This is a genomic window from Streptomyces sp. NPDC005728, from assembly GCF_040630895.1.
GTDB lineage: Bacteria > Actinomycetota > Actinomycetes > Streptomycetales > Streptomycetaceae > Streptomyces.
Genome location: NZ_JBEXYL010000028.1, coordinates 50,141 through 68,884, shown reverse-complemented (window position 1 = coordinate 68,884; position 18,744 = coordinate 50,141). Strand labels below are relative to the sequence as shown.

The following is an 18,744-nucleotide window of genomic DNA, read 5'->3' as shown; positions in this document are numbered from 1 at the left end:
CACATGGGTGAAGCGCTTCGACAGTGGGTGTGCGGGGTTCAGCCGGCGTACGGGTCCGGCACCTTGCCCGGGCGGGCCAGGAACTCGAAGTCGCAGCCGGTGTCGGCCTGGGTGATCTGTTCGTTGTAGAGGGCGCCGTAGCCGCGCTCGTACCGGGCGGGCGGCGGTGTCCACTCCGCCCGCCTGCGCTCCAGCTCCTCGTCGTCCACGTGGAGATGGAGGGTGCGCGCCTCGACGTCCAGGGTGATCGAGTCGCCCGTGCGGACGAGGGCCAGCGGTCCCCCGATGTACGACTCGGGCGCGACGTGCAGCACGCACGCGCCGTAACTCGTGCCGCTCATCCGGGCGTCGGAGATCCGCACCATGTCCCGCACGCCCTGTTTCAGCAGGTGGTCGGGGATGGGCAGCATGCCGTACTCAGGCATGCCCGGGCCGCCCTTGGGTCCGGCGTTGCGCAGCACCAGCACGCTGTCGGCGGTGATGCCGAGCGACGGGTCGTTGATGGTGCGCTGCATCGTCTTGTAGTCGTCGAAGACGACCGCCGGACCGGTGTGCTTGAGCAGGTGCCGCTCGGCGGCGATGTGCTTGATGACGGCGCCGTCCGGGCAGAGGTTGCCGCGCAGGACGGCGACCCCGCCCTCGCTCGCGACCGGGTTGTCCCGGGGCCGGATGACGTCGTCGTTGTGGACCTGGGCGCCGTCCAGCTGCTCGCGCAGGGTGTCGTACGAGACCGTCGGCCGGTCCAGGTGCAGCAGGTCCGGCATCCGGGAGAGGAATCCGGGCAGGCCGCCGGCGAAGTGGAAGTCCTCCATGAGGTACGTCTGTCCGCCGGGCCGGACGTTGGCCAGCACCGGCACCGTGCGGGCGATGCGGTCGAAGTCGTCGAGGGTGAGCCGGACGCCGGCCCGTCCGGCCATGGCGATCAGGTGGATGACGGCGTTGGTGGAGCCGCCGAGGCCGAGGACGGTGGTGACGGCGTCCTCGAAGGCGTCCTGGGTGAGGATGTCGCTCAACTTCCGGCCCTTGTGGACCAGTTCGACGATACGGAGGCCTGCCTTGGCGGCCATCCGGTCGTGCCCGGAGTCGACGGCCGGGATGCTGGAGGCCCCCGGGACCGTCACGCCGAGCGCCTCCGCGGCGGCGGTCAGCGTGGACGCCGTACCCATGGTCATGCAGTGGCCGGGCGAGCGGGCCAGGCCGCTCTCCAGCTCGGTCATCTCGCAGTCGCCGACGAGGCCGGCCCGCTTGTCGTCCCAGTACTTCCACATGTCGGTGCCGGAGCCGAGGACCTCACCGCGCCAGTGGCCCGGGAGCATGGGCCCGGCCGGTACGAAGACGGCGGGCAGGTCCACGGATGCGGCGCCCATCAGCAGCGCCGGCGTGGACTTGTCACAGCCGCCCATCAGGACGGCACCGTCCACGGGGTACGACCGCAGCAGTTCCTCGGTCTCCATCGCGAGCAGGTTGCGGTAGAGCATCGGGGTCGGCTTCTGGAAGGTCTCGCTGAGGGTGGAGACCGGGAACTCCAGCGGGAATCCGCCCGCCTGCCACACCCCGCGCTTCACGGCCTGCGCCCGGTCCCGCAGGTGCACATGGCAGGGGTTGATGTCGGACCAGGTGTTGAGGATCGCGATGACCGGCTTGCCCAGGTGCTCCTCGGGCAGGTAGCCGAGCTGGCGGGTGCGGGCGCGGTGACTGAAGGACCTCAGTCCGTCGGTGCCGTACCACTGATGACTTCTCAGCTCCTCGGGGGACTTCATATCGACCACCCGGCGGCTATCGCGGCGACCTCGGCGCGCTCGTCCTCGGGCAGCTGCCTGCTCGGCGGGCGGACGTCCCGGCGGCACAGGCCGAGCGCGGCGAGGGCCTCCTTGACGACGGTGACGTTGTTGGCGGAGCCGTGGGCGGCGCGCAGTTCCTCGAAGCGGCGGATCTGCTCCCAGACCTTCATCGCGGCCGGGTAGTCGCCGGATCGAAGCGCTTCAATCATGTTCAGCGAAACGGCCGGGGCGACGTTCACGAGCCCGGAGGTGAAGCCGGTGGCGCCCGCGGAGAAGTACGAGGGGGCGTACGGTTCGGCGAGGCCCGCCACCCACACGAAGCGGTCCAGGCCCGCGTCCCGGGCGAAGGCGGCGAACCGTGCGGCGTCCGGGACGGCGTACTTGACGCCGATGACGTTGGGGCAGTGGTCGGCGAGTTCGGCGAGGCGGGCGCCGGGCAGCCGGTCGTTGCGGATGTAGGGGACCACGCCCAGTTCGGGCACGGACTCGGCGATGGCACGGTGGTAGTCGACCCAGCCGGCCGCTGAGACGTAGGGGTGGACGGGCTGGTGGACCATCACCATCTGCGCGTCGCGTGTGCGGGCGTGCCGGGCGGAGGCGATCGCGGTGGGCAGGTCGTGCCCGACGCCCACGAGAATCACGGCACGGTCGCCGGCCTCGTCGATGGTCAACTCGGTGACCAGGCGGCGCTCCTCGGGGGTGAGGGCGTAGAACTCGCCCGTGTTTCCGTTCGGGGTGAGGGTTCTGATCCCGCCGTCGAGCAGGCGACGCAGCAGGGCCCGGTGGGTGTCCTCGGCGACGGAGCCGTCCTCGGCGAAGGGGGTCACCGGGATGGCCACCACGTCGGCCAGGGCCGCCCGTTGGGCCTCGAACGTCACGCTGCTCATTCCTGACCTTCCTCTGGGCGGGGCTCGGGGAAAGCCCGCGCTACGAACGACGCGATGTGGGCGTGCAGGGCGCTCGCGGCGCCGTCCGCGGCGCCGTCCAGTGCGAGCCGCAGGATCTCGCGGTGTTCGGCGGCCTCCCGCTCCCAGGAGGGGTCGGTCGCCCAGGCCACGGCCGAGACGAGGGCGGCCTGGTCGCGGACCTCGTCCAGCATCCGGCCGAGCAGCGGGTTGCCGCACGGCAGGTAGAGGGCGCGGTGGAACTCCCGGTTGGCCAGGGAGCGTTCGGCGGTGTCGGTGGCGGCGTCGGCCCGCGCGAGCGCGTCGCGGGCGGCGTCGAGGGACGCGCTGCGCCGTACCGCGCGGCGCAGCGCCTCGGGCTCCAGCAGCAGCCGCACGTCGTAGACCTCGCGCGCCATGTCCGCGTCCACCATGCGCACCGTGACGCCCTTGTACTGGCTCATCACGACGAGACCGGTCCCGGCGAGGGTCTTCAGCGCCTCCCGCACGGGGGTTTTGGACACCCCGTACTGTGCGGCCAGCTCCGTCTCGACCAGGGCCTGGCCGGGCGTCAGCTGCCCCGTCAGGATGCGGTGTTTGATCGCGTCCAGCACGTATTGCGTGCGGGACGGGATCGGGGTGGGCACAGAGGTCATGCGGCCCTCTCGGATCTCACATATGGCGTCTCATATATGACGTACGAAGTACGACGCGTTGAAGGTAGGAGGGGGCCCGTGTTTCGTCAATGCTTCTGACAAAGGAAGGTTGGCGGCGTCTCAGACGGTGCGGGTGTCGCCCTCGACGGCGGTGTAGGTGGGCCGGCCGGAGACCGCGGCGGCTCGCTCGGTGGCCGCCTCACGGGTGAGCGCGGGGCCGACGTGGGTGACGAGCAGCTCCCGTACGCGCGCGTCCCGGGCGATACGGCCCGCGTCCTCGGGCGTCAGATGGACCTGCTGGGGGTGTTCGCCAATGCGATGCTCGTCGATGTCCGCCTCGCACAGGAACAGGTCGGCACGGGAGGCGAGTTCGATGAGCGCGGGGCAGGGTCCGCTGTCTCCCGAGTACGCCAGGACGCTGCCCTGGCACTCGGCGCGCAGCCCGTACGCCTCGGTGTCGTGGGCGACGGCGCGGGCGGTCAGGCGGAGGTTCCAGTGCCGGACGTCGTGGCCGTCGTACAGGTCCCGGAAGTCGAAGACGCCCTTCAGGAACGCGATGTCCGGGCGGCCGAAGAAGCCGGCCAGCCGGCGCGCGCAGTCCTGGGGCGCGTACACGGGGACCGGCGCGTGCGGGACCATGCCGCCGAAGGCGAAGGCGTAGGCGGCGGCGAGCAGGTCGGCGCTGTGGTCGGCGTGCAGATGCGAGATCCAGATCGCGGTGAGCCGGGCGGGGTCCGTGTGCCGCTGCAACGCGGCGAACGTACCGGGCCCCGCGTCCACCCACACCTCGGCGCCGCCGCCGGACACCAGGTAGCCGGAGCAGGGCCGGTCCGGGCCCGGGTGCGGCGAGGCGGTACCGAGGACGGTGAGGGTGAGCGGCATAGCAGGGAGGGTACGACGCCTCACGTCCTGCTCCGGTTCATTTCACCCAGTGGAAGCCGGGGTGGCGCAGCCGGGCGGCGAGGAACTCTGCGTCGCCGACATGGCATCCGGTCCCGTCGGCGTCCGCCTGCTTCAGCCCGAGCGTGCGGGCGTCGGCGATCCAGGAGTCTGCGTGTCCGTCGCCGACGGGCAGGACGGGATCGCAGAAGGTCTCCAGCCAGGGCTGGAGACCGGCCGCGGCATCCTGGACGCCGTGCCCGTCGTGGAACAGCCACAGTCCCACGACCGGCCGCGCCATGACGCCCCCGCCCCTCGTCCGGACCGGGGATGCCACTCAGATCTCCATCACGGCATCGCAGTCGGGGCAGACCACGGACGCGTACTCGGCGGGATACCACCGCGCCCCGGGGTGCTCGGACGGCCGCCACCGGGCCGACTCCATGGCGAAGGTGTCCTTGCCGCAGAGGGTCCGCGGTCCGGCGGCGTCGGGTCTGCCGGGCGCGGTGGGCACCGCGTGCACCCGGCGCGGGAGCCGTTCCGCGTCGGGCGAGGCGTCCGGGGAGGTGCGTGCGGCCGACGGCTGGTCGAGCTCGTACACGACGACGATCTCGCTCATGTCAGCCGCGTTCACCCATGGCCGACACCGGGGAGGGTGAGTTCCCGGCCGCGGTAGAAGCCCTCGCTCTCCGAGGCGACGTACGGCTCCATGGCAGCCCTCCGCTGCACCTCCGGCTCGGAGGCCCGCCATGCGTCGCACGCCTCCTGGGAGTCCCAGAACGACACGCCGGTGATCTCCTGCCCGTCCTCGGACCAGTACGCGAAGGCGCGGCGCAGGCCCTGCGGGGCGGGGGCGGGGCGCCATGCCCGCTCGAACTCCTCCAGGGTGCCCGGCTGAAGGCGGCGCGTCGTCACCCACACGTAGTGCTCCTGCATGGCGGCTTCCTCCGTTGTACGCGTTCGGCCCGCCCCCTCTCAGGTCACGGTAGGTCCGATGCGCCGCTTCCGCCGCCCGGCGCTCGCCGGTACGTCTACGGCCTCCACTGCGGATCGCGCCCGCTCAGGCCCACCGCCCGGTCCAGCAGCGGCGCCTCGGCCGGGACCCGGACGACCGGGCCGAAGGGGCCGTTGCCGCCGCCGGTCGCCGACAGGAGGAAGCCGTGGGCCGAGGTGACGGCCTCGGGGTCGGGGGCGTAGGGGTGGCCGGTGGCGCGGGCCAGGTCCCAGCCGTGGATCACCAGCTCGTCGGCGACGACCGCACCCGCGACCTGGCCGGGCAGGTCCACCCCGCCCGCGCGGGTCATACCGGTCCAGGCGGCCGGGTCGCGCCAGGCGTCGGCGAGTTCGTCCAGCGCCTTGGGCAGCTCCTCGCGCCAGCCGGGGCCGATGTCCGGGACGACGGTGTTCGGCGGGGTGTCGGTCGTCGCGCCCAGGTCCTTGCGGGCGGCGTCACGGAAGGCGACGGACAGTCCCAGCAGGTGACCCAGCAGATTGCGTACGGCCAGGTCAGGGCAGGGTGTGCGGGCCGACAGCTGGTCGTCGGTCACGGTCTCGGCGAGCCGCGCCAGGATCCGGGTCTGCGGGCCGAGGTCGAGGATCGAGGTGGTCATGCGTTGCTCCTTGGGGGTTGCGCTACCCGTACGGAGGGGTGACCGGACGGCTCGGCGAAACTCATCGGTGCCCTGCGGCCACGCAGCCACTCCCGTGGTGCCCGGCCGCCGTCGCGCGCGGATAGGGCAGGTGACCGATCCGTGTGCACCCCCCTTAGGCCCACGATGAGCAGGCATGACGACCTCCTGGACCGTGGCCCGTGTGCTGCGGGACCGCAATGCCGGGCTGTATCTCACGGGCTTGCTGGTGTCCGCCTTCGGCACGTCCTCGCTGTGGCTGGCGTCGGGCGTGTGGGTCAAGGACCTCACCGGTTCCAACGGCCTGGCCGCGCTGTGCATGCTCGCGATGTGGGCGCCCACCCTGGCCGGCCCGGCGCTCGGCACCCTCGCCGACCGCTTCCGCCGCAGGCCGCTGCTCATCACCGTGAACCTGGGCCTGGCAGCCCTCCTCCCCACCCTCTTCACCGTCGACGCGCCCGGCGGACTGTGGCTGCTGTTCGCCGTGCTGTTCCTGTACGGCGCCGCCGGCGTCGTCGGCGAGGCCGCCGAGTCGGCCCTGGTCGCCGCCGCCGTCGCCCCGGACCTCCTCGGCGACTTCAACGGACTGCGGATGACCGTCACGGAGGGCATGAAGCTCGTCGCCCCGCTGACCGGCGCGGGCCTCTACGCGGTCTACGGCGGACCGGCCGTCGCCTGCCTCGACGCGGTCACCTTCGTGCTTGCCGCCGGGCTGTGTGCCCTCCTGCGGGTGCGCGAGGAGCGGCCGGTCCGCTCCGGTGACGGCTGGTGGCGGGAGACGGCTGAGGGCGTCCGTCATCTGTGGGGGCACCCCGGGCTGCGGCCGCTGGTCGGAGCGGGCGGTACGACGATGCTGCTCGCCGCTCTGAGCGGCACGACGGTGTACGCCGTGGTGGACCGCCTCGGACACTCCCCCGCCTACGCGGGCGTGCTGTACGCCGCCCAGGGCGTCGGCTCGGTGGCGGTCGGACTGGTCTCCGGCCCTGCGCTGCGGCGCCTCGGCGGGCACCGGTTCGCGGCGGCCGGGGTCGCGCTGCTGGCGGCGGCGGTGGCCGCGCGGGCCGTGCCGTGGGATCCGGTGGCCCTGGTGTCCGGCGCGGCGATCGGTCTGGGCCTGCCCTGTGTGCTGATCGCCGCGCTCACCGCCGTACAGCGCGAGACCCCGGGGCCGCTGCTGGGCCGTGCGACCGCCACCGCGAACACGCTGATGTTCACGCCGAACGTGATCGGGCTGGCCGTCGGGGCCGGTCTGGTCGAACTGGCCGGCCCCGGCCTGCTGTTGCCCCTGTACGGCCTGGCACTGCTCGTGCCGGCCGGCGTGCTCGCGGCTCAGCGCGCGCCGAGCGCCTCGCGCACCGCCGCGAGATCCCCGTCCGATGCCAACCCGGCGTGATACAGCCGCAGTTCCGTCGCCCCCTCGGCACGCGCGCGTGCCGCGTCGGCCGCGAGTGTGCCGGGGCTGCCGCCCATCCCGGAGACCACCGTGAAGTTGGCGGCCAGGACCGTGTTTTCGCGCGCCTGCTCGGCGAAGGGCGACAGCAGGGTCGTACCGCCCGTGCACGGCACGACCACGCCGTCCGCGACGGAGAGGATGTGCGCGGGGTCGACGCCGGCATTGGCGCCGCAGTGGTACGGCACCGGGTCCGCGTGGAGCAGGACCTGGAAGCCGTCGGGTGCGGCGGCTCGTACGGCGGTGACGGCCTGCTCCTGGAGGGTGCGGGCGGTGGCGCTGCGCCACGCGCGCGTGGCGGCCGCGGTGTCCTGGCCGAGGAGCTTCTCGACCGTCGGCCAGCCCCCGTCGTCGGCGGCGCCTCGCCACAGCGGTTCGAGAGCGTCCCGTACGGCGGCCGCCAGCCCGTCCGCGTCGAGGCCCTGTTCGCCGTGTCCGGTGCGGCAGGCCGGGCAGAAGCAGAGGGACATCAGGTACTGCCCGGCGTCCCCGAGGCCGACGCCGGAAGTCTTGTCGTGGGCGTGCAGGTGCTGGAGGCCGTACCAGCCGAGGGACTCCAGTTCGGTGCCGCGCGCACCGGGGCGTACGGCGGCCTCGGCGGCCAGGTCGACCAGGTACGCGCGTGTGGCGGACTGGGCGATGCAGGGGGCCCACGGGTAGCGGTCGCCGTAGGCGTTGACGACCGAGGTGTCCGGATGTTCCGCGCCCAGGCGGGAGTTGTGCGCGAGGACGACCCAGGTGTGCACCTCCAGGCCGGCCGCCGCGAGCGCCTCGGCGGCCTCGCCGTAGGCGTCTGCGGGCGCCCAGCGCCCGGCGGGGTACGGCCGCAGGCCGCGGCCCGCCCAGCGGTTGCCGACGGGGTACAGGGCGGCCGCGTACTCGGCGGTGACGATGCGGTGACGCGGGTGGCGGGGGGTCAGGGCGCGGGTGGAGTGGTAGGCGGACGCGAGGGTCGCCTGCCGCACGCCGAGTGCGGCGATGCGGGCGGGCGCCTCGGGGTCCCCGTTGACGTCCCAGGGATAGACGAACGCCGACGCCTTCACGCGCCCTCCTCCAGCAGCGCGTAGCCACGCTCGATCAGCTGGGCGAGCTGCTTGACATGGTCCTCCCCCGGCTCGTGCAACGGCGGCCGGACCTCGCCCACGTCCAGCCCGCGCAGGCGTACGCCCGCCTTGACGAGCGAGACGGCGTAGCCGCGGCCCTGGGCGCGCAGCTCCACGAAGGGGCGGTAGAAGCCGTCCAGGAGGCGCCGCACGGTGTCCTGGTCACCCGCTTCCAGGGCCCGGTGGAAGGCGAGGGCCGGCTCGGGGGCGAAGCAGAAGACGGCGGAGGAGTAGAAGGTGATGCCGAGGGCGCGGTAGGCGAGCTGGGTCTGCTCGGCGGTGGGCAGGCCGTTGAAGTACAGGAAGTCACCGTGAACCTCGGTACGGACGGCGCTGATGATCCGCTGCATGAGGTCCAGGTCACCGAGGCCGTCCTTGAGGCCGATGACGCCCTCGGTGCGGGCGAGTTCGACCACCGTCCGCGGGGTGAAGACGGCGTTGTCGCGCTGGTAGACGATCACCGGCAGGGCGGTGGCCGCCGCGACCTCCCGGTAGTGCCGCAGCAGGCCCTCCTGACCGGCGAGCACGAGGTACGGCGGCATGGCGAGGAGCCCGTCGGCGCCCGCGGCCTCGGCGAGACGCGCGTAGCGGACGGCGAGCGCGGTGCCGTAGCCGGCGCCCGCGATCACCGGGACCCGCCCCTCGGCCGCTTCGACGGCCGCCCGGACGCAGGCCTCGAACTCCTCCGGCAGCAGCGCGTGGAACTCCCCGGTCCCGCAGCAGGCGAACACGGCGGCGGCACCGGCCGCGACGCCCCTGCCCACATGGGTGCGGTAGACGTCGAGGTCGACGGAGCCGTCGGGGCCGTAGGCCGTGACCGGGAAGAACAGCGGCCCGCTGGGGTCACGGAGCCGGGCGGCGAGAGGGGCTGGCGTCACGGGCGCTCCCTGTCGGTGCATGTTTCTGATCGGCGTCTATATCCCTGAACAACCTCACGCTACGGGCCCGTCTCGGGACGGGTCAAGCGGGCAAACCCGCGACACGGCAACGGTTTTCCCCACTCCACGGCACACTTGACTAGGCCCGTCACAGCTCCCTAGCGTGTCCATGCATGTGAATTCTGTCCATGCATGCGGCCACCGTTGTCAAGGAGATCGAGGATGCCCGCACCCCGCACCGTTCTGCTCACCGGCGCCGCCGGCGGGCTCGGCACCCTGATGCGGTCCCTGCTGCCGGAGTACGGCTACACGCTGCGCCCGTTCGACGTGCGCCCCGTCGCGGACGCGCCGGACGCCGTCACCGCCGACCTCGGCGACAAGGAGGCCCTGCGCGAGGCCGTGCGGGGCGTGGACGCGATCCTGCATCTCGCGGGCATCTCCCTGGAAGCGCCCTTCGAGAAGATCCTGAAGTCCAACATCGAGGGCACCTACAACCTGTACGAGGCCGCCCGCCTCGAAGGCGTGCCGCGGATCGTCTCCGCCTCCTCCAACCACGCCGTCGGCTACACCCCGGCCCCGCGCGAGGGGGATCCGCTGATCCCCATCGACACCCCGCACCGCCCGGACACCTTCTACGGCCTGTCCAAGTCCTTCGGCGAGGACCTCGCCCAGCTCTACTGGGACAAGCACGGCCTGGAGACCGTCTCCGTGCGCATCGGCTCCTGCTTCCCGGAGCCGACGAGCGTGCGCATGCTCTCGGTGTGGATGAGCCCGGCCGACGGCGCCCGCCTCTTCCACGCCGGCCTGACCGCCGAGGAGGTCGGCCACACGGTCGTCTACGGCTCGTCGGCCAACACCCGCCTGTGGTGGGACCTCACCACCGCGCGAGCGCTCGGCTACGCGCCGCAGGACGACTCCGAGCCCTACGCCGAGAAGCTGATCGCCGAGCAGGGCGAGCCGGACCCGCAGAACCCGGCTCACAGCCACCTCGGCGGACATTTCGTGAACGACCCGCCGATCTGGCCGTACTGACACCCCCGGCGGCTCCCCGGGGCCGAAAACGAGCGTTCGCGGCGGCGGGCGGGCACCGAACGGGCCCGCCCGCCGCCGTGTTCGGGCATCCGGGCCGCCCGCTCCCACCCGGCGCCCGGCAGCCGTGCAGCTCCGAGGCGGGCACACCGCTTCGCAAACGGGCACACACGGGCAGTATCGGGCCCGCAACAGACCTGGTCAGCCTCGCAGACCCGCTGTAGAACTTCCCCCATGGCCCGAACGGGCAGTTCCACAGGGAAGCGGGTGATGGCATGAGCACCAGGACGGCGGAAGAACGCCAGCGCGAGATCGTACTGGCCGCGCGCGCCACCGGCTCGGTCGACGTCACCGCACTCGCCGCCGCGCTGGGCGTGGCCAAGGAGACCATCCGGCGCGATCTGCGCGCCCTGGAGGACCACGGGCTGGTCCGCCGTACCCACGGCGGCGCCTGCCCGGTCGAGAGCGCCGGTTTCGAGACGACGCTCGCCTTCCGCGCCACCAGCCACGTCCCCGAGAAGCGCCGGATCGCGAGCGCCGCGGCCGAGCTGCTGGGGGACGCGGAGACGGTCTTCGTCGACGAGGGCTTCACCCCGCAGCTCATCGCCGAAGCCCTGCCGACGGACCGGCCGCTGACCGTGGTCACCGCGTCCCTGCCCGTCGCGGGCGCCCTCGCCGAGGCCGAGAACATGTCGGTCCTGCTGCTCGGCGGGCGGGTCCGGGCCGGCACGCTGGCGACCGTCGACCACTGGACGACGAAGATGCTGTCCGGTTTCGTGGTCGACCTCGCCTACATAGGCGCCAACGGCATCTCCCGCGAACACGGCCTGACCACCCCCGACCCCGCGGTCAGCGAGGTCAAGGCCCAGGCCATCCGTGCCGCGCGGAGGACGGTCTTCGCGGGCGTGCACACCAAGTTCGGAGCGGTCAGCTTCTGCCGGTTCGCCGAGGTCGGCGAACTGGAGGCGATCGTGACGAGCACGCCACTCCCGGCGGCCGAGGCCCACCGCTACTCCCTGCTGGGCCCGCAGGTCATCCGGGTCTGAAAAACAAACGCACCCACCTACAGGGCTCGTCCCTACCAATTTGCGCCCCTTATATCCCGATAGATCCAGGAGCGATCCATGCGAACCCAGAGCCGACGGAGGCCGCGAGCCACGCTCGCCATGGCCGCCGCAGGGACGCTGCTCGCCCCGCTGCTCTCCGGCTGCTGGGTCGGTGCCGGCGGGTCCGGTTCAGGCGGCGACTCTCTCAACGTCCTGATGGTCAACAACCCTCAGATGGCCGAGCTGCAGAAGCTGACCGCCGCGCACTTCACGAAGGAGACCGGCATCAAGGTCAACTTCACCGTCCTGCCCGAGAACGACGTCCGCGACAAGATCAGCCAGGACTTCGCCAACCAGGCCGGCCAGTACGACGTGGCCACCCTGTCCAACTACGAGATTCCGATCTACGCCCGCAACGGCTGGCTGCACGACATGGACGCGTACGTCGCCAAGGACCCGACGTACGACGAGCAGGACGTGCTGAAGCCGATGCGCCAGTCCCTCACCGGCGACGACGGCAAGCTCTACGGGCAGCCCTTCTACGGCGAGTCGTCCTTCCTCATGTACCGCAAGGACGTGTTCGCGGCGAAGGGCCTGACCATGCCGGCCCGTCCGACCTGGCAGCAGGTCGCCGACCTGGCCGCCGAGGCGGACGGCGCACAGCCCGGCATGAAGGGCGTCTGCCTGCGCGGGCTGCCCGGCTGGGGCGAGCTGATGGCACCGCTCACCACCGTCGTGAACACCTTCGGCGGCACCTGGTTCGACAAGGACTGGAAGGCACGCCTGGACTCCCCCGAGTTCGAGAAGGCGACAAAGTTCTATGTCGATCTTGTCCGCAATCACGGAGAAGCGGGCGCGGCCCAGTCCGGCTTCGCCGAGTGCCTCAACGACATGACCCAGGGCAAGGTCGCCATGTGGTACGACGCCACGTCCGCGGCCGGTCTGCTGGAGGCGGCCGACTCGCCGGTCAAGGGCAAGCTCGGCTACGCCCCCGCCCCCGTCGAGCGGACGGACTCCTCCGGCTGGCTCTACACCTGGGCCTGGGGCATCCAGAAGGCCTCCCGCAACCCCGACAAGGCCTGGAAGTTCGTCTCCTGGGCGTCCGGCAAGGGCTACGAGCAACTGGTCGGCGAGACCAGCGGCTGGCCGAACGTCCCGGCGGGCAAGCGGGCGTCGACGTACACGAACGCCGACTACCGCACCTCGGCCGCCGCCTTCCAGGAGATGACCAAGGAGGCCATCGAGAGCGCCCGCCCGAACGACCCCGGCGTGCAGCCGCGCCCCGCGCCCGGCATCCAGTTCGTCGGCATCCCCGAGTTCACCGACCTCGGCACCAAGGTCTCACAGGAGATCAGCGCGGCCATCGCCGGACGCCAGTCCGTCGACTCGGCCCTCAAGAAGTCCCAGCAGCTCGCCGAGAAGATCTCCAAGGAGTACGAGGGACGATGACAGCGAAGACGACGACCTCCCTGGCGACCACCCCCGTACGGGCGGTGAGACAACCCTCGGCCCGACTGCGCGCCTGGGCCACCCGGGCCCCGCTCCTGCCGGCCCTGGTCTTCATGATCGTGGTGACCCAGCTGCCGTTCGTGGCCACGCTGGTGATCTCCTTCTTCGACTGGAACGCCCTCTACCCCAAGGCCCGCCGCTTCACCGGCGTCGACAACTACCACCAGGTGCTGACCGACGCGGACCTGCGCCACTCGGTGTGGACGACCGTGCTGCTCACGGTGGCGGTGGTGCTGGCCAGCCTGGTCCTCGGCCTGGCGCTGGCCCTGCTGCTGGACCGCAGGTTCCGCGGCCGGGGTGTCGTACGCACCCTGCTCATCGCCCCGTTCCTGGTGGTGCCCGTGGCCGCGGCCCTGCTCTGGAAGCATGTGCTCTACAACCCCGAATACGGCCTGCTCAATGGGTTGTTGCACTATGTGGGCGGCCCACAGCCCGACTGGATCTCCCGTACCCCGCTGCTAGCGGTCGAGGCCTCGCTGGTGTGGCAGTGGACGCCGTTCATGATGCTGATCCTGCTGGCCGGGCTGCAGGGCCGGGACCAGCAGCAGATCGAGGCCGCGCGGGTGGACGGCGCGAGCGACTGGCAGATCTTCCGCCACCTCACCCTGCCCCACCTGCGCCGCTATCTCGAACTCGGCGCCCTGCTGGGCTCGATCTACATCGTGCAGAACTTCGACGCGGTGTTCACGATCACCTCGGGCGGCCTCGGCACCGCCAACCTGCCCTACACCGTGTACCAGAGCTTCTACCAGGCCCACGAGAACGGCCTCGCCTCGGCCGCGGGCGTCCTGGTGGTCATCGGCTCGATCATCATCACGACCTTCGCCCTGCGCGTGGTGTCGTCCCTGTTCCGCGAGGAGGTGTCCCGCGCATGAGCGCAACCGTCGTCAAGCGCAGGGTACGCAGAGGATTCGGACTGGGCCTGGTGGCCTGGCTGGCCGGCATCGTCTTCTTCCTGCCCATCGCCTGGATGGCCCTGACGTCCTTCCACTCCGAGGCGGACGCGGCGACCAACCCGCCCTCCTTCACCGCCTCCCTCACCCTGGACGGCTACCGCGAGTTCTTCGGCACGGGCGGCGGGGCGAGCCCCTGGCCTGCGCTGATCAACTCCACGGTGGCGTCGCTGGTCTCGACGCTCTGCGTGCTGCTGCTCGCCCTCCCGGCGGCGTACGCACTCTCGATCCGGCCGGTGAAGAAGTGGACGGACGTCCTGTTCTTCTTCCTGTCCACGAAGATGCTGCCGGCCGTGGCGGGCCTGCTGCCCGTCTACCTGTTCGCCAAGAACGCCGGAATGCTCGACAACATCTGGCTGCTGGTCATCCTCTACACCTCGATGAACCTGCCGATCGCCGTGTGGATGATGCAGTCCTTCCTCGCCGAGGTACCGGTCGCCATCATCGAGGCGGCGCGGGTGGACGGGGCCCGCCTGCCGGTGATCCTCGCCCGCGTGGTGGCCCCGATCTCCCTGCCCGGCATCGCGGCGACGGCCCTGATCTGCTTCATCTTCAGCTGGAACGAGCTGCTCTTCGCCCGGGTCCTCACGGGCGTGGTCGCCGAGACCGCCCCCGTCTTCCTGACCGGCTTCATCACCAGCCAGGGCCTGTTCCTGGCCAAGGTGTGCGCCGCGTCGCTCGTCATCTCCCTGCCGGTGCTCGCCGCGGGGTTCGCCGCCCAGGACAAGCTGGTCCAGGGCCTGTCGTTGGGAGCCGTGAAATGAAGGCCGCCGTCATCGAGTCCGTGGGCCGCGCCGTCGTCACCGAGGTCCCGGACCCGACGCCAGGGCCCCGCGAGGTCGTCGTCGAGGTCGCCGCCTGCGGCCTGTGCGGCACGGACCTGCACATCCTCCAGGGCGAGTTCGCACCCAAGCTGCCGCTCGTACCCGGACACGAGTTCGCGGGCACGGTGGTCGGGATCGGCACCCGGGTCACGGAGGTCGCGGTCGGCGACCGGGTGGCCGTGGACCCCTCCCTGTACTGCCACGAGTGCCGCTACTGCCGTACCGGCCACAACAACCTGTGCGAGCGCTGGGCCGCGATCGGCGTGACCACGGCCGGCGGAGCAGCCCAGTACGCGGTGGCCCCCGTGGCGAACTGCGTGAAGCTGCCCGAGCACGTGCGCACCGAGGACGCGGCCCTGGTGGAACCCCTGTCCTGCGCGGTACGCGGCTACGACGTCCTCCGGGCCCGGCTCGGCGCGCACGTCCTGATCTACGGCTCCGGGACCATGGGCCTGATGATGCTGGAGCTGGCCAAGCGCACCGGCGCGGCCAGCGTGGACGTGGTGGACGTCAACCCGGCCCGCCTGGAGACGGCCCGCCGGCTCGGCGTCTCCGGCTCGGCCGGCAGCCCGGACGAACTGGACCGCCCGCAGGGCTGGGACCTGGTCGTCGACGCGACGGGCAACGCGGCGGCGATCCAGGACGGCCTGAACCGGGTGACGAAGGCCGGTACGTTCCTGCAGTTCGGGGTGGCCGACTACGCGACCCGCGTGACGATCGACCCGTACCGCATCTACAACCAGGAGATCACCATCACCGGCTCCATGGCGGTGCTGCACAGTTTCGAACGGGCCGCCGAGCTGTTCGCGAACGGGGTGCTGGACCCGGAGGTGTTCATCAGCGACCGGGTCCCGCTGGCGCGGTACCCCGAGGCGCTGGAGCAGTTCGCGGCAGGGGTGGGACGGAAGATCGTGGTGGTGCCCTGAGCCGATCGAGGGGGCCGCTCGTCGGTAAGGGAACGGTAAAGCGGTGTTGTTCGTTCACCCGGCATGACAGCTATGACCCCAGGCTCGAACATCCCTCTGTCGGCCGCCCGCGTGACGGTGGACGTCTCCGCACCGGTGCGGCTCGACGTGTCGGGCCTGCTGCTCACCGCCGACGGCAAGGTTCGCTCCGACGACGACTTCATCTTCTACAACCAGCCCGCAGGTCCGGGCGTGACGTACACGTCCGGCGGCGGTGCGGCACCCGACGCGATCACGGTCGACACCGCCGCCGTGCCGTCCGACATCGAGAAGATCGTGGTCACGGCCAGCCCGGACGCGGCCGGCCAGACGTTCCAGGGCATCGAGCCGACGGCCACGATCCGGGACGCGGACGGCGGCTCGGCCCTGGCCACGTTCACTCCGCCGCAGCTCGGCACGGAGACGGCGCTGGTGATCGTGGAGATCTACCGGCGCAACGGCCAGTGGAAGGCCCGCGCCGTCGGCCAGGGGTACGCCGACGGACTGGCGGGCATCGCAACGGACTTCGGCGTGACGGTGGAGGAGCCCGCCGCCGCACCGGCGGCCCCGCAGCAGCCGGCCGCACCGCCGGCACCCGCCGCCCAGGCACCGGTCACCCCGGCCGCACCACCCGCCCCGGCCGCTCCGCCGGCTCCCGCGCCCGGCACCGGGAAGATCAACCTGGACAAGGGCCGGGTCAGCCTCCAGAAGAACCAGACCGTGTCCCTGGTCAAGGGCGGCCGCCCGCTGCTCTCCTTGGTGCAGATGGGCCTGGGCTGGGAGCCCGCGTTCCGCGGCAAGGACATCGACCTGGACGCGTCGGTCATCGCCTACGGCCCCCAGCGCAACGCCATCGACAGCTGCTACTTCGGCAAGCTGAAGATCCTGAACGGCGCGATCAAGCACTCCGGCGACAACCTCACCGGCGAGGGCGGGGGCGACGACGAGGTGATCACCGTCGACCTCGGGCGTCTCCCGCAGGAGGTCACCGGTCTGGTCTTCACGGTCAACTCCTTCTCCGGCCAGAAGTTCACCGAGGTCGCCAAGGCCTACTGCCGCCTGGTGGACGCGGGCAGCGGCGAGGAACTGGTCCGCTTCGACCTCACCCAGGCAGAGCCCCAGACCGGCGTGATGATGGCCAAGCTCATCCGGCAGTTCTCCGGCGAGTGGGAGATGACGGCGATGGGTGATTTCGTGAAGGCGCGGACGGTGAAGAACATGGTGGACCCGGGAGCACGGGCTCTGTAAGCGGTCGTACGACAGCCACCGGCGCCCCCTCGGTCAGGGGGCGCCCGGCGCTCGGGCCTCCCCGCCCGGCCGCAGTCCCTCCGTCAGCAGTGACAGATAGCGGCGTATCTCCTTGCCCTGCCCGTTCGCCAGCTCCGACGCCAACGCCACGCCATGCGCCAGGCGCAGGACCTCGATCGGCTCGACGTCCTTGCGCAGGCTGCCTTCCCGCTGTGCCGCCTCCGCCAGCCGACGCGCCGCGTCCTGCAGAGAGGTGCCGCAGTCCGTGGCCGCGACGGAGCTTCCGTCGGTGACGGCCGAGCCCAACAGCGCCTTCATGCCGCGCACCTGGATCGTCCCGACGCAGACCTCGTAGAGCCACTCCACCAGCGCCTCGCCCGGCGGCAGTTCCGCGGTGAGCTCGTCGGCCCGGTCCGCCATGGCCTTGATCCGGTCCACGTAGGCGGCCTCCAGCAGATCCTGCCGGGTCGGGAAGTGCCGGTAGAGGGTGCCGGAGCCGACGCCGGCGCGCTTGGCGATGTCGTCCAGCGACGCGTGCTCCCCATGCTCGGCGAAGGCCTCGGCCGCCACCTTCAGCAACCGCTCATAGTTGCGCCGAGCATCCGCACGCATGGGTCTGACCTGCGCCATCCAGATACTCCTTGCAGACCGGGGAACCTCTCCGCAGCTTAGCGAGCACCGTTCAGCGACAGTTCCCGCTCAGCTCCGCGGTCAGTGCCACTCCGGTGGCTCGTACCCGCCGGTGACCGGGTCCGGTCCGAGGCGGCGTACCGCCCCGGTGCCCAGGCCGATCGTGGCGCGCGTCCGCATGGGGCCGTCACCGCGGCGGGAAAGGAGTGCGATCTCGGCCACGCGCGCGTGCAGCACGTCGAGCCGGGCGGCGCACTCGGCCTCGAGAGCGCGCGGGACGCGGGTGCGCCCGAGCGAGAGGTGCGGAGTGAAGCACGGGAAACGGTCCGTGCAGTACGGGAAGGGTTCCGCCAGCGCGCACCGCAGCTCCGTCCAGGGCGCGGCACCGGCCGCCGCGGGGTCGAGCCACACGGTGGTGCAGGACCGATGGCGGAAGGTGCGGATCCCGGCGAGCCGGATGCCGAAGGGCTCGCACCCCGCGGCCGCGGCGGCCAGCAGCGGGAGCGCCGCCGGGAAGTCCTCCTCCGGTACGAAGCCGAAGACCAGGTTCACGTGGGGCGGCCAGCGGCGGATCTGCGGGTCGTACTGGGCGCGGATGCGCTGGATGGCGGGCCACAGTCCGGCCGGGGGCAGCCACGCCACGGCGGTCCGGGGCGTGGGGGCCGACTGGAGGCGGCCGGGCGCCGCAGCCGGGCCAGGGGCCTCGGCCGGGCCTTGCGTCGGGGAGCGGGGCACACCGCCATCATGGCCCCGCCCGCCGACGGCCGCCGCCCGTGGACTCCCGCGGGTGGCTCACGGCCTCGGGACGCCCACAGCGGCGATGCGGACGTGGGTCATACGCCCCGTGGCGGCCCGTGCCTCAGCGATCCCCGCCATGTGATCCGACCCCTCATGCAACCGAAGTGCCCGCCGCGACCCAAACGCGGGAGAAACGTTCAACCACACCCCCGTGCTTGTGACCGTGCCTCCACGCGTGGTGCCTGTGACCGTGCTTCCACGCACGTTGCTTGTGACCGTGCTTGGACACCTGGTGCTTGTGGCTGTGCTTCGACGCCTGGTGCTTGTGGCTGTGGTTCTTCGACGCCTGCTGCTTGTGCTCGTGCTTTGCCGGCTGCTGCTTGTGCTCGTGCTTCTTCGAAGCCTGCCCCTTGTGATCCTGCTTCTTCGACGCCGGATACTTGTGATCCTGCTTTGCCGGCTTCTGCTTGTGATCCTGCTTCTTCGACGCCGGATACTTGTGATCCTGCTTCGACGGCTTCTGCTTGTGATCCTGCTTCTTCGACGCCGGATACTTGTGATCGT

20 protein-coding genes and 1 pseudogene are annotated in these 18,744 nt (G+C 71.6%); 8 read left to right on the top strand and 13 right to left on the bottom strand.

Annotated features, from left to right (window positions below):
- Nucleotides 1-38: 38 nt before the first annotated feature.
- The 8 genes from araD to ABZ471_RS20545 form a co-directional block, all read right to left on the bottom strand.
- Nucleotides 39-1,769, bottom strand: coding sequence for an L-arabinonate dehydratase (araD, locus tag ABZ471_RS20580; RefSeq protein WP_359068210.1), 1,731 nt, complete (start codon nt 1,767-1,769; stop codon nt 39-41).
- Nucleotides 1,757-2,668 (bottom strand): dihydrodipicolinate synthase family protein, encoded by a 912-nt coding sequence (locus ABZ471_RS20575; protein WP_359068209.1) that lies wholly within the window; start codon nt 2,666-2,668, stop codon nt 1,757-1,759. The genes araD and ABZ471_RS20575 overlap by 13 nt, the downstream gene beginning before the upstream one ends.
- Complete coding sequence (locus ABZ471_RS20570) at nt 2,665-3,321, bottom strand: GntR family transcriptional regulator (RefSeq protein ID WP_359068208.1); 657 nt, start codon at nt 3,319-3,321, stop codon at nt 2,665-2,667. Before ABZ471_RS20570 ends, ABZ471_RS20575 begins: the two co-directional genes overlap by 4 nt.
- Before the next feature lie 120 nt (nt 3,322-3,441).
- Nucleotides 3,442-4,203, bottom strand: a complete 762-nt coding sequence (locus ABZ471_RS20565; protein WP_359068207.1) for an MBL fold metallo-hydrolase — start codon at nt 4,201-4,203, stop codon at nt 3,442-3,444.
- Between the two features lie 37 nt (nt 4,204-4,240).
- Nucleotides 4,241-4,501, bottom strand: a complete 261-nt coding sequence (locus ABZ471_RS20560; RefSeq protein WP_359068206.1) for a hypothetical protein — start codon at nt 4,499-4,501, stop codon at nt 4,241-4,243.
- A gap of 36 nt (nt 4,502-4,537) precedes the next feature.
- Nucleotides 4,538-4,819 carry a hypothetical protein gene (locus ABZ471_RS20555; RefSeq protein WP_359068205.1) on the bottom strand — a complete coding sequence of 94 codons (282 nt, stop codon included), beginning with the start codon at nt 4,817-4,819 and terminating at the stop codon, nt 4,538-4,540.
- An 11-nt stretch (nt 4,820-4,830) separates the two neighbouring features.
- The gene (locus ABZ471_RS20550) at nt 4,831-5,136 is read right to left on the bottom strand and encodes an antibiotic biosynthesis monooxygenase (RefSeq protein ID WP_359068204.1); all 306 of its coding nucleotides are present in this window, start codon (nt 5,134-5,136) and stop codon (nt 4,831-4,833) included.
- A 95-nt stretch (nt 5,137-5,231) separates the two neighbouring features.
- Nucleotides 5,232-5,810 (bottom strand): TIGR03086 family metal-binding protein, encoded by a 579-nt coding sequence (locus tag ABZ471_RS20545; protein ID WP_359068203.1) that lies wholly within the window; start codon nt 5,808-5,810, stop codon nt 5,232-5,234.
- 175 nt (nt 5,811-5,985) lie between these two features.
- On the opposite strand from ABZ471_RS20545, the gene ABZ471_RS20540 reads away from it, so the two are divergent.
- Complete coding sequence (locus ABZ471_RS20540; RefSeq protein WP_359068202.1) at nt 5,986-7,221, top strand: MFS transporter; 1,236 nt, start codon at nt 5,986-5,988, stop codon at nt 7,219-7,221.
- On the opposite strand, the gene ABZ471_RS20535 is transcribed toward ABZ471_RS20540, so the two are convergent.
- Both ABZ471_RS20535 and ABZ471_RS20530 read right to left on the bottom strand, forming a co-directional pair.
- On the bottom strand, nt 7,158-8,321 hold the full coding sequence (locus tag ABZ471_RS20535) for a hypothetical protein (RefSeq protein WP_359068201.1): 1,164 nt from the start codon (nt 8,319-8,321) through the stop codon (nt 7,158-7,160). The genes ABZ471_RS20540 and ABZ471_RS20535 overlap by 64 nt on opposite strands.
- The gene (locus ABZ471_RS20530) at nt 8,318-9,259 is read right to left on the bottom strand and encodes a 5-dehydro-4-deoxyglucarate dehydratase (RefSeq protein ID WP_359068200.1); all 942 of its coding nucleotides are present in this window, start codon (nt 9,257-9,259) and stop codon (nt 8,318-8,320) included. Before ABZ471_RS20530 ends, ABZ471_RS20535 begins: the two co-directional genes overlap by 4 nt.
- A gap of 222 nt (nt 9,260-9,481) precedes the next feature.
- Here ABZ471_RS20530 and ABZ471_RS20525 point away from each other — a divergent pair, with 222 nt between their 5' ends.
- From ABZ471_RS20525 to ABZ471_RS20495, 7 genes are all read left to right on the top strand, one after another.
- On the top strand, nt 9,482-10,291 hold the full coding sequence (locus ABZ471_RS20525) for an NAD(P)-dependent oxidoreductase (RefSeq protein ID WP_359068199.1): 810 nt from the start codon (nt 9,482-9,484) through the stop codon (nt 10,289-10,291).
- Nucleotides 10,292-10,563: 272 nt separating this feature from the next.
- On the top strand, nt 10,564-11,334 hold the full coding sequence (locus tag ABZ471_RS20520; RefSeq protein ID WP_359068198.1) for a DeoR/GlpR family DNA-binding transcription regulator: 771 nt from the start codon (nt 10,564-10,566) through the stop codon (nt 11,332-11,334).
- Nucleotides 11,335-11,412: 78 nt separating this feature from the next.
- Nucleotides 11,413-12,783 (top strand): sugar ABC transporter substrate-binding protein, encoded by a 1,371-nt coding sequence (locus ABZ471_RS20515; protein WP_359068197.1) that lies wholly within the window; start codon nt 11,413-11,415, stop codon nt 12,781-12,783.
- Entirely contained in the window at nt 12,780-13,718 is a 939-nt protein-coding gene (locus ABZ471_RS20510) for a sugar ABC transporter permease (RefSeq protein WP_359068196.1), read from the top strand. Before ABZ471_RS20515 ends, ABZ471_RS20510 begins: the two co-directional genes overlap by 4 nt.
- Nucleotides 13,715-14,560: a carbohydrate ABC transporter permease gene (locus tag ABZ471_RS20505; protein WP_359068195.1), complete on the top strand. Its 846-nt coding sequence runs from the start codon at nt 13,715-13,717 to the stop codon at nt 14,558-14,560. Before ABZ471_RS20510 ends, ABZ471_RS20505 begins: the two co-directional genes overlap by 4 nt.
- The gene (locus tag ABZ471_RS20500; protein ID WP_359068194.1) at nt 14,557-15,546 is read left to right on the top strand and encodes a zinc-dependent alcohol dehydrogenase family protein; all 990 of its coding nucleotides are present in this window, start codon (nt 14,557-14,559) and stop codon (nt 15,544-15,546) included. The genes ABZ471_RS20505 and ABZ471_RS20500 overlap by 4 nt, the downstream gene beginning before the upstream one ends.
- A 72-nt stretch (nt 15,547-15,618) precedes the next feature.
- The gene (locus tag ABZ471_RS20495) at nt 15,619-16,812 is read left to right on the top strand and encodes a TerD family protein (protein ID WP_359068193.1); all 1,194 of its coding nucleotides are present in this window, start codon (nt 15,619-15,621) and stop codon (nt 16,810-16,812) included.
- A gap of 33 nt (nt 16,813-16,845) precedes the next feature.
- On the opposite strand, the gene ABZ471_RS20490 is transcribed toward ABZ471_RS20495, so the two are convergent.
- From ABZ471_RS20490 to ABZ471_RS20480, 3 genes and pseudogenes are all read right to left on the bottom strand, one after another.
- Entirely contained in the window at nt 16,846-17,442 is a 597-nt protein-coding gene (locus ABZ471_RS20490) for a helix-turn-helix domain-containing protein (protein WP_359068192.1), read from the bottom strand.
- An 81-nt stretch (nt 17,443-17,523) separates the two neighbouring features.
- Entirely contained in the window at nt 17,524-18,177 is a 654-nt protein-coding gene (locus ABZ471_RS20485; protein ID WP_359068191.1) for a 2'-5' RNA ligase family protein, read from the bottom strand.
- A gap of 154 nt (nt 18,178-18,331) precedes the next feature.
- Nucleotides 18,332-18,744: pseudogene (locus ABZ471_RS20480) on the bottom strand (hypothetical protein); the annotation flags it as partial.

Bases quoted from the DNA above. Each gene is read 5' to 3' on its own strand.
- ABZ471_RS20575 (WP_359068209.1), bottom strand. From the start codon at position 2,668: ATGAGCAGCGTGACGTTCGAGGCCCAACGGGCGGCCCTGGCCGACGTG.
- ABZ471_RS20570 (WP_359068208.1), bottom strand. From the start codon at position 3,321: ATGACCTCTGTGCCCACCCCGATCCCGTCCCGCACGCAATACGTGCTG.
- ABZ471_RS20565 (WP_359068207.1), bottom strand. From the start codon at position 4,203: ATGCCGCTCACCCTCACCGTCCTCGGTACCGCCTCGCCGCACCCGGGC.
- ABZ471_RS20560 (WP_359068206.1), bottom strand. From the start codon at position 4,501: ATGGCGCGGCCGGTCGTGGGACTGTGGCTGTTCCACGACGGGCACGGC.
- ABZ471_RS20555 (WP_359068205.1), bottom strand. From the start codon at position 4,819: ATGAGCGAGATCGTCGTCGTGTACGAGCTCGACCAGCCGTCGGCCGCA.
- ABZ471_RS20550 (WP_359068204.1), bottom strand. From the start codon at position 5,136: ATGCAGGAGCACTACGTGTGGGTGACGACGCGCCGCCTTCAGCCGGGC.
- ABZ471_RS20545 (WP_359068203.1), bottom strand. From the start codon at position 5,810: ATGACCACCTCGATCCTCGACCTCGGCCCGCAGACCCGGATCCTGGCG.
- ABZ471_RS20540 (WP_359068202.1), top strand. From the start codon at position 5,986: ATGACGACCTCCTGGACCGTGGCCCGTGTGCTGCGGGACCGCAATGCC.
- ABZ471_RS20525 (WP_359068199.1), top strand. From the start codon at position 9,482: ATGCCCGCACCCCGCACCGTTCTGCTCACCGGCGCCGCCGGCGGGCTC.
- ABZ471_RS20520 (WP_359068198.1), top strand. From the start codon at position 10,564: ATGAGCACCAGGACGGCGGAAGAACGCCAGCGCGAGATCGTACTGGCC.
- ABZ471_RS20515 (WP_359068197.1), top strand. From the start codon at position 11,413: ATGCGAACCCAGAGCCGACGGAGGCCGCGAGCCACGCTCGCCATGGCC.
- ABZ471_RS20510 (WP_359068196.1), top strand. From the start codon at position 12,780: ATGACAGCGAAGACGACGACCTCCCTGGCGACCACCCCCGTACGGGCG.
- ABZ471_RS20505 (WP_359068195.1), top strand. From the start codon at position 13,715: ATGAGCGCAACCGTCGTCAAGCGCAGGGTACGCAGAGGATTCGGACTG.
- ABZ471_RS20500 (WP_359068194.1), top strand. From the start codon at position 14,557: ATGAAGGCCGCCGTCATCGAGTCCGTGGGCCGCGCCGTCGTCACCGAG.
- ABZ471_RS20495 (WP_359068193.1), top strand. From the start codon at position 15,619: ATGACCCCAGGCTCGAACATCCCTCTGTCGGCCGCCCGCGTGACGGTG.
- ABZ471_RS20490 (WP_359068192.1), bottom strand. From the start codon at position 17,442: ATGGCGCAGGTCAGACCCATGCGTGCGGATGCTCGGCGCAACTATGAG.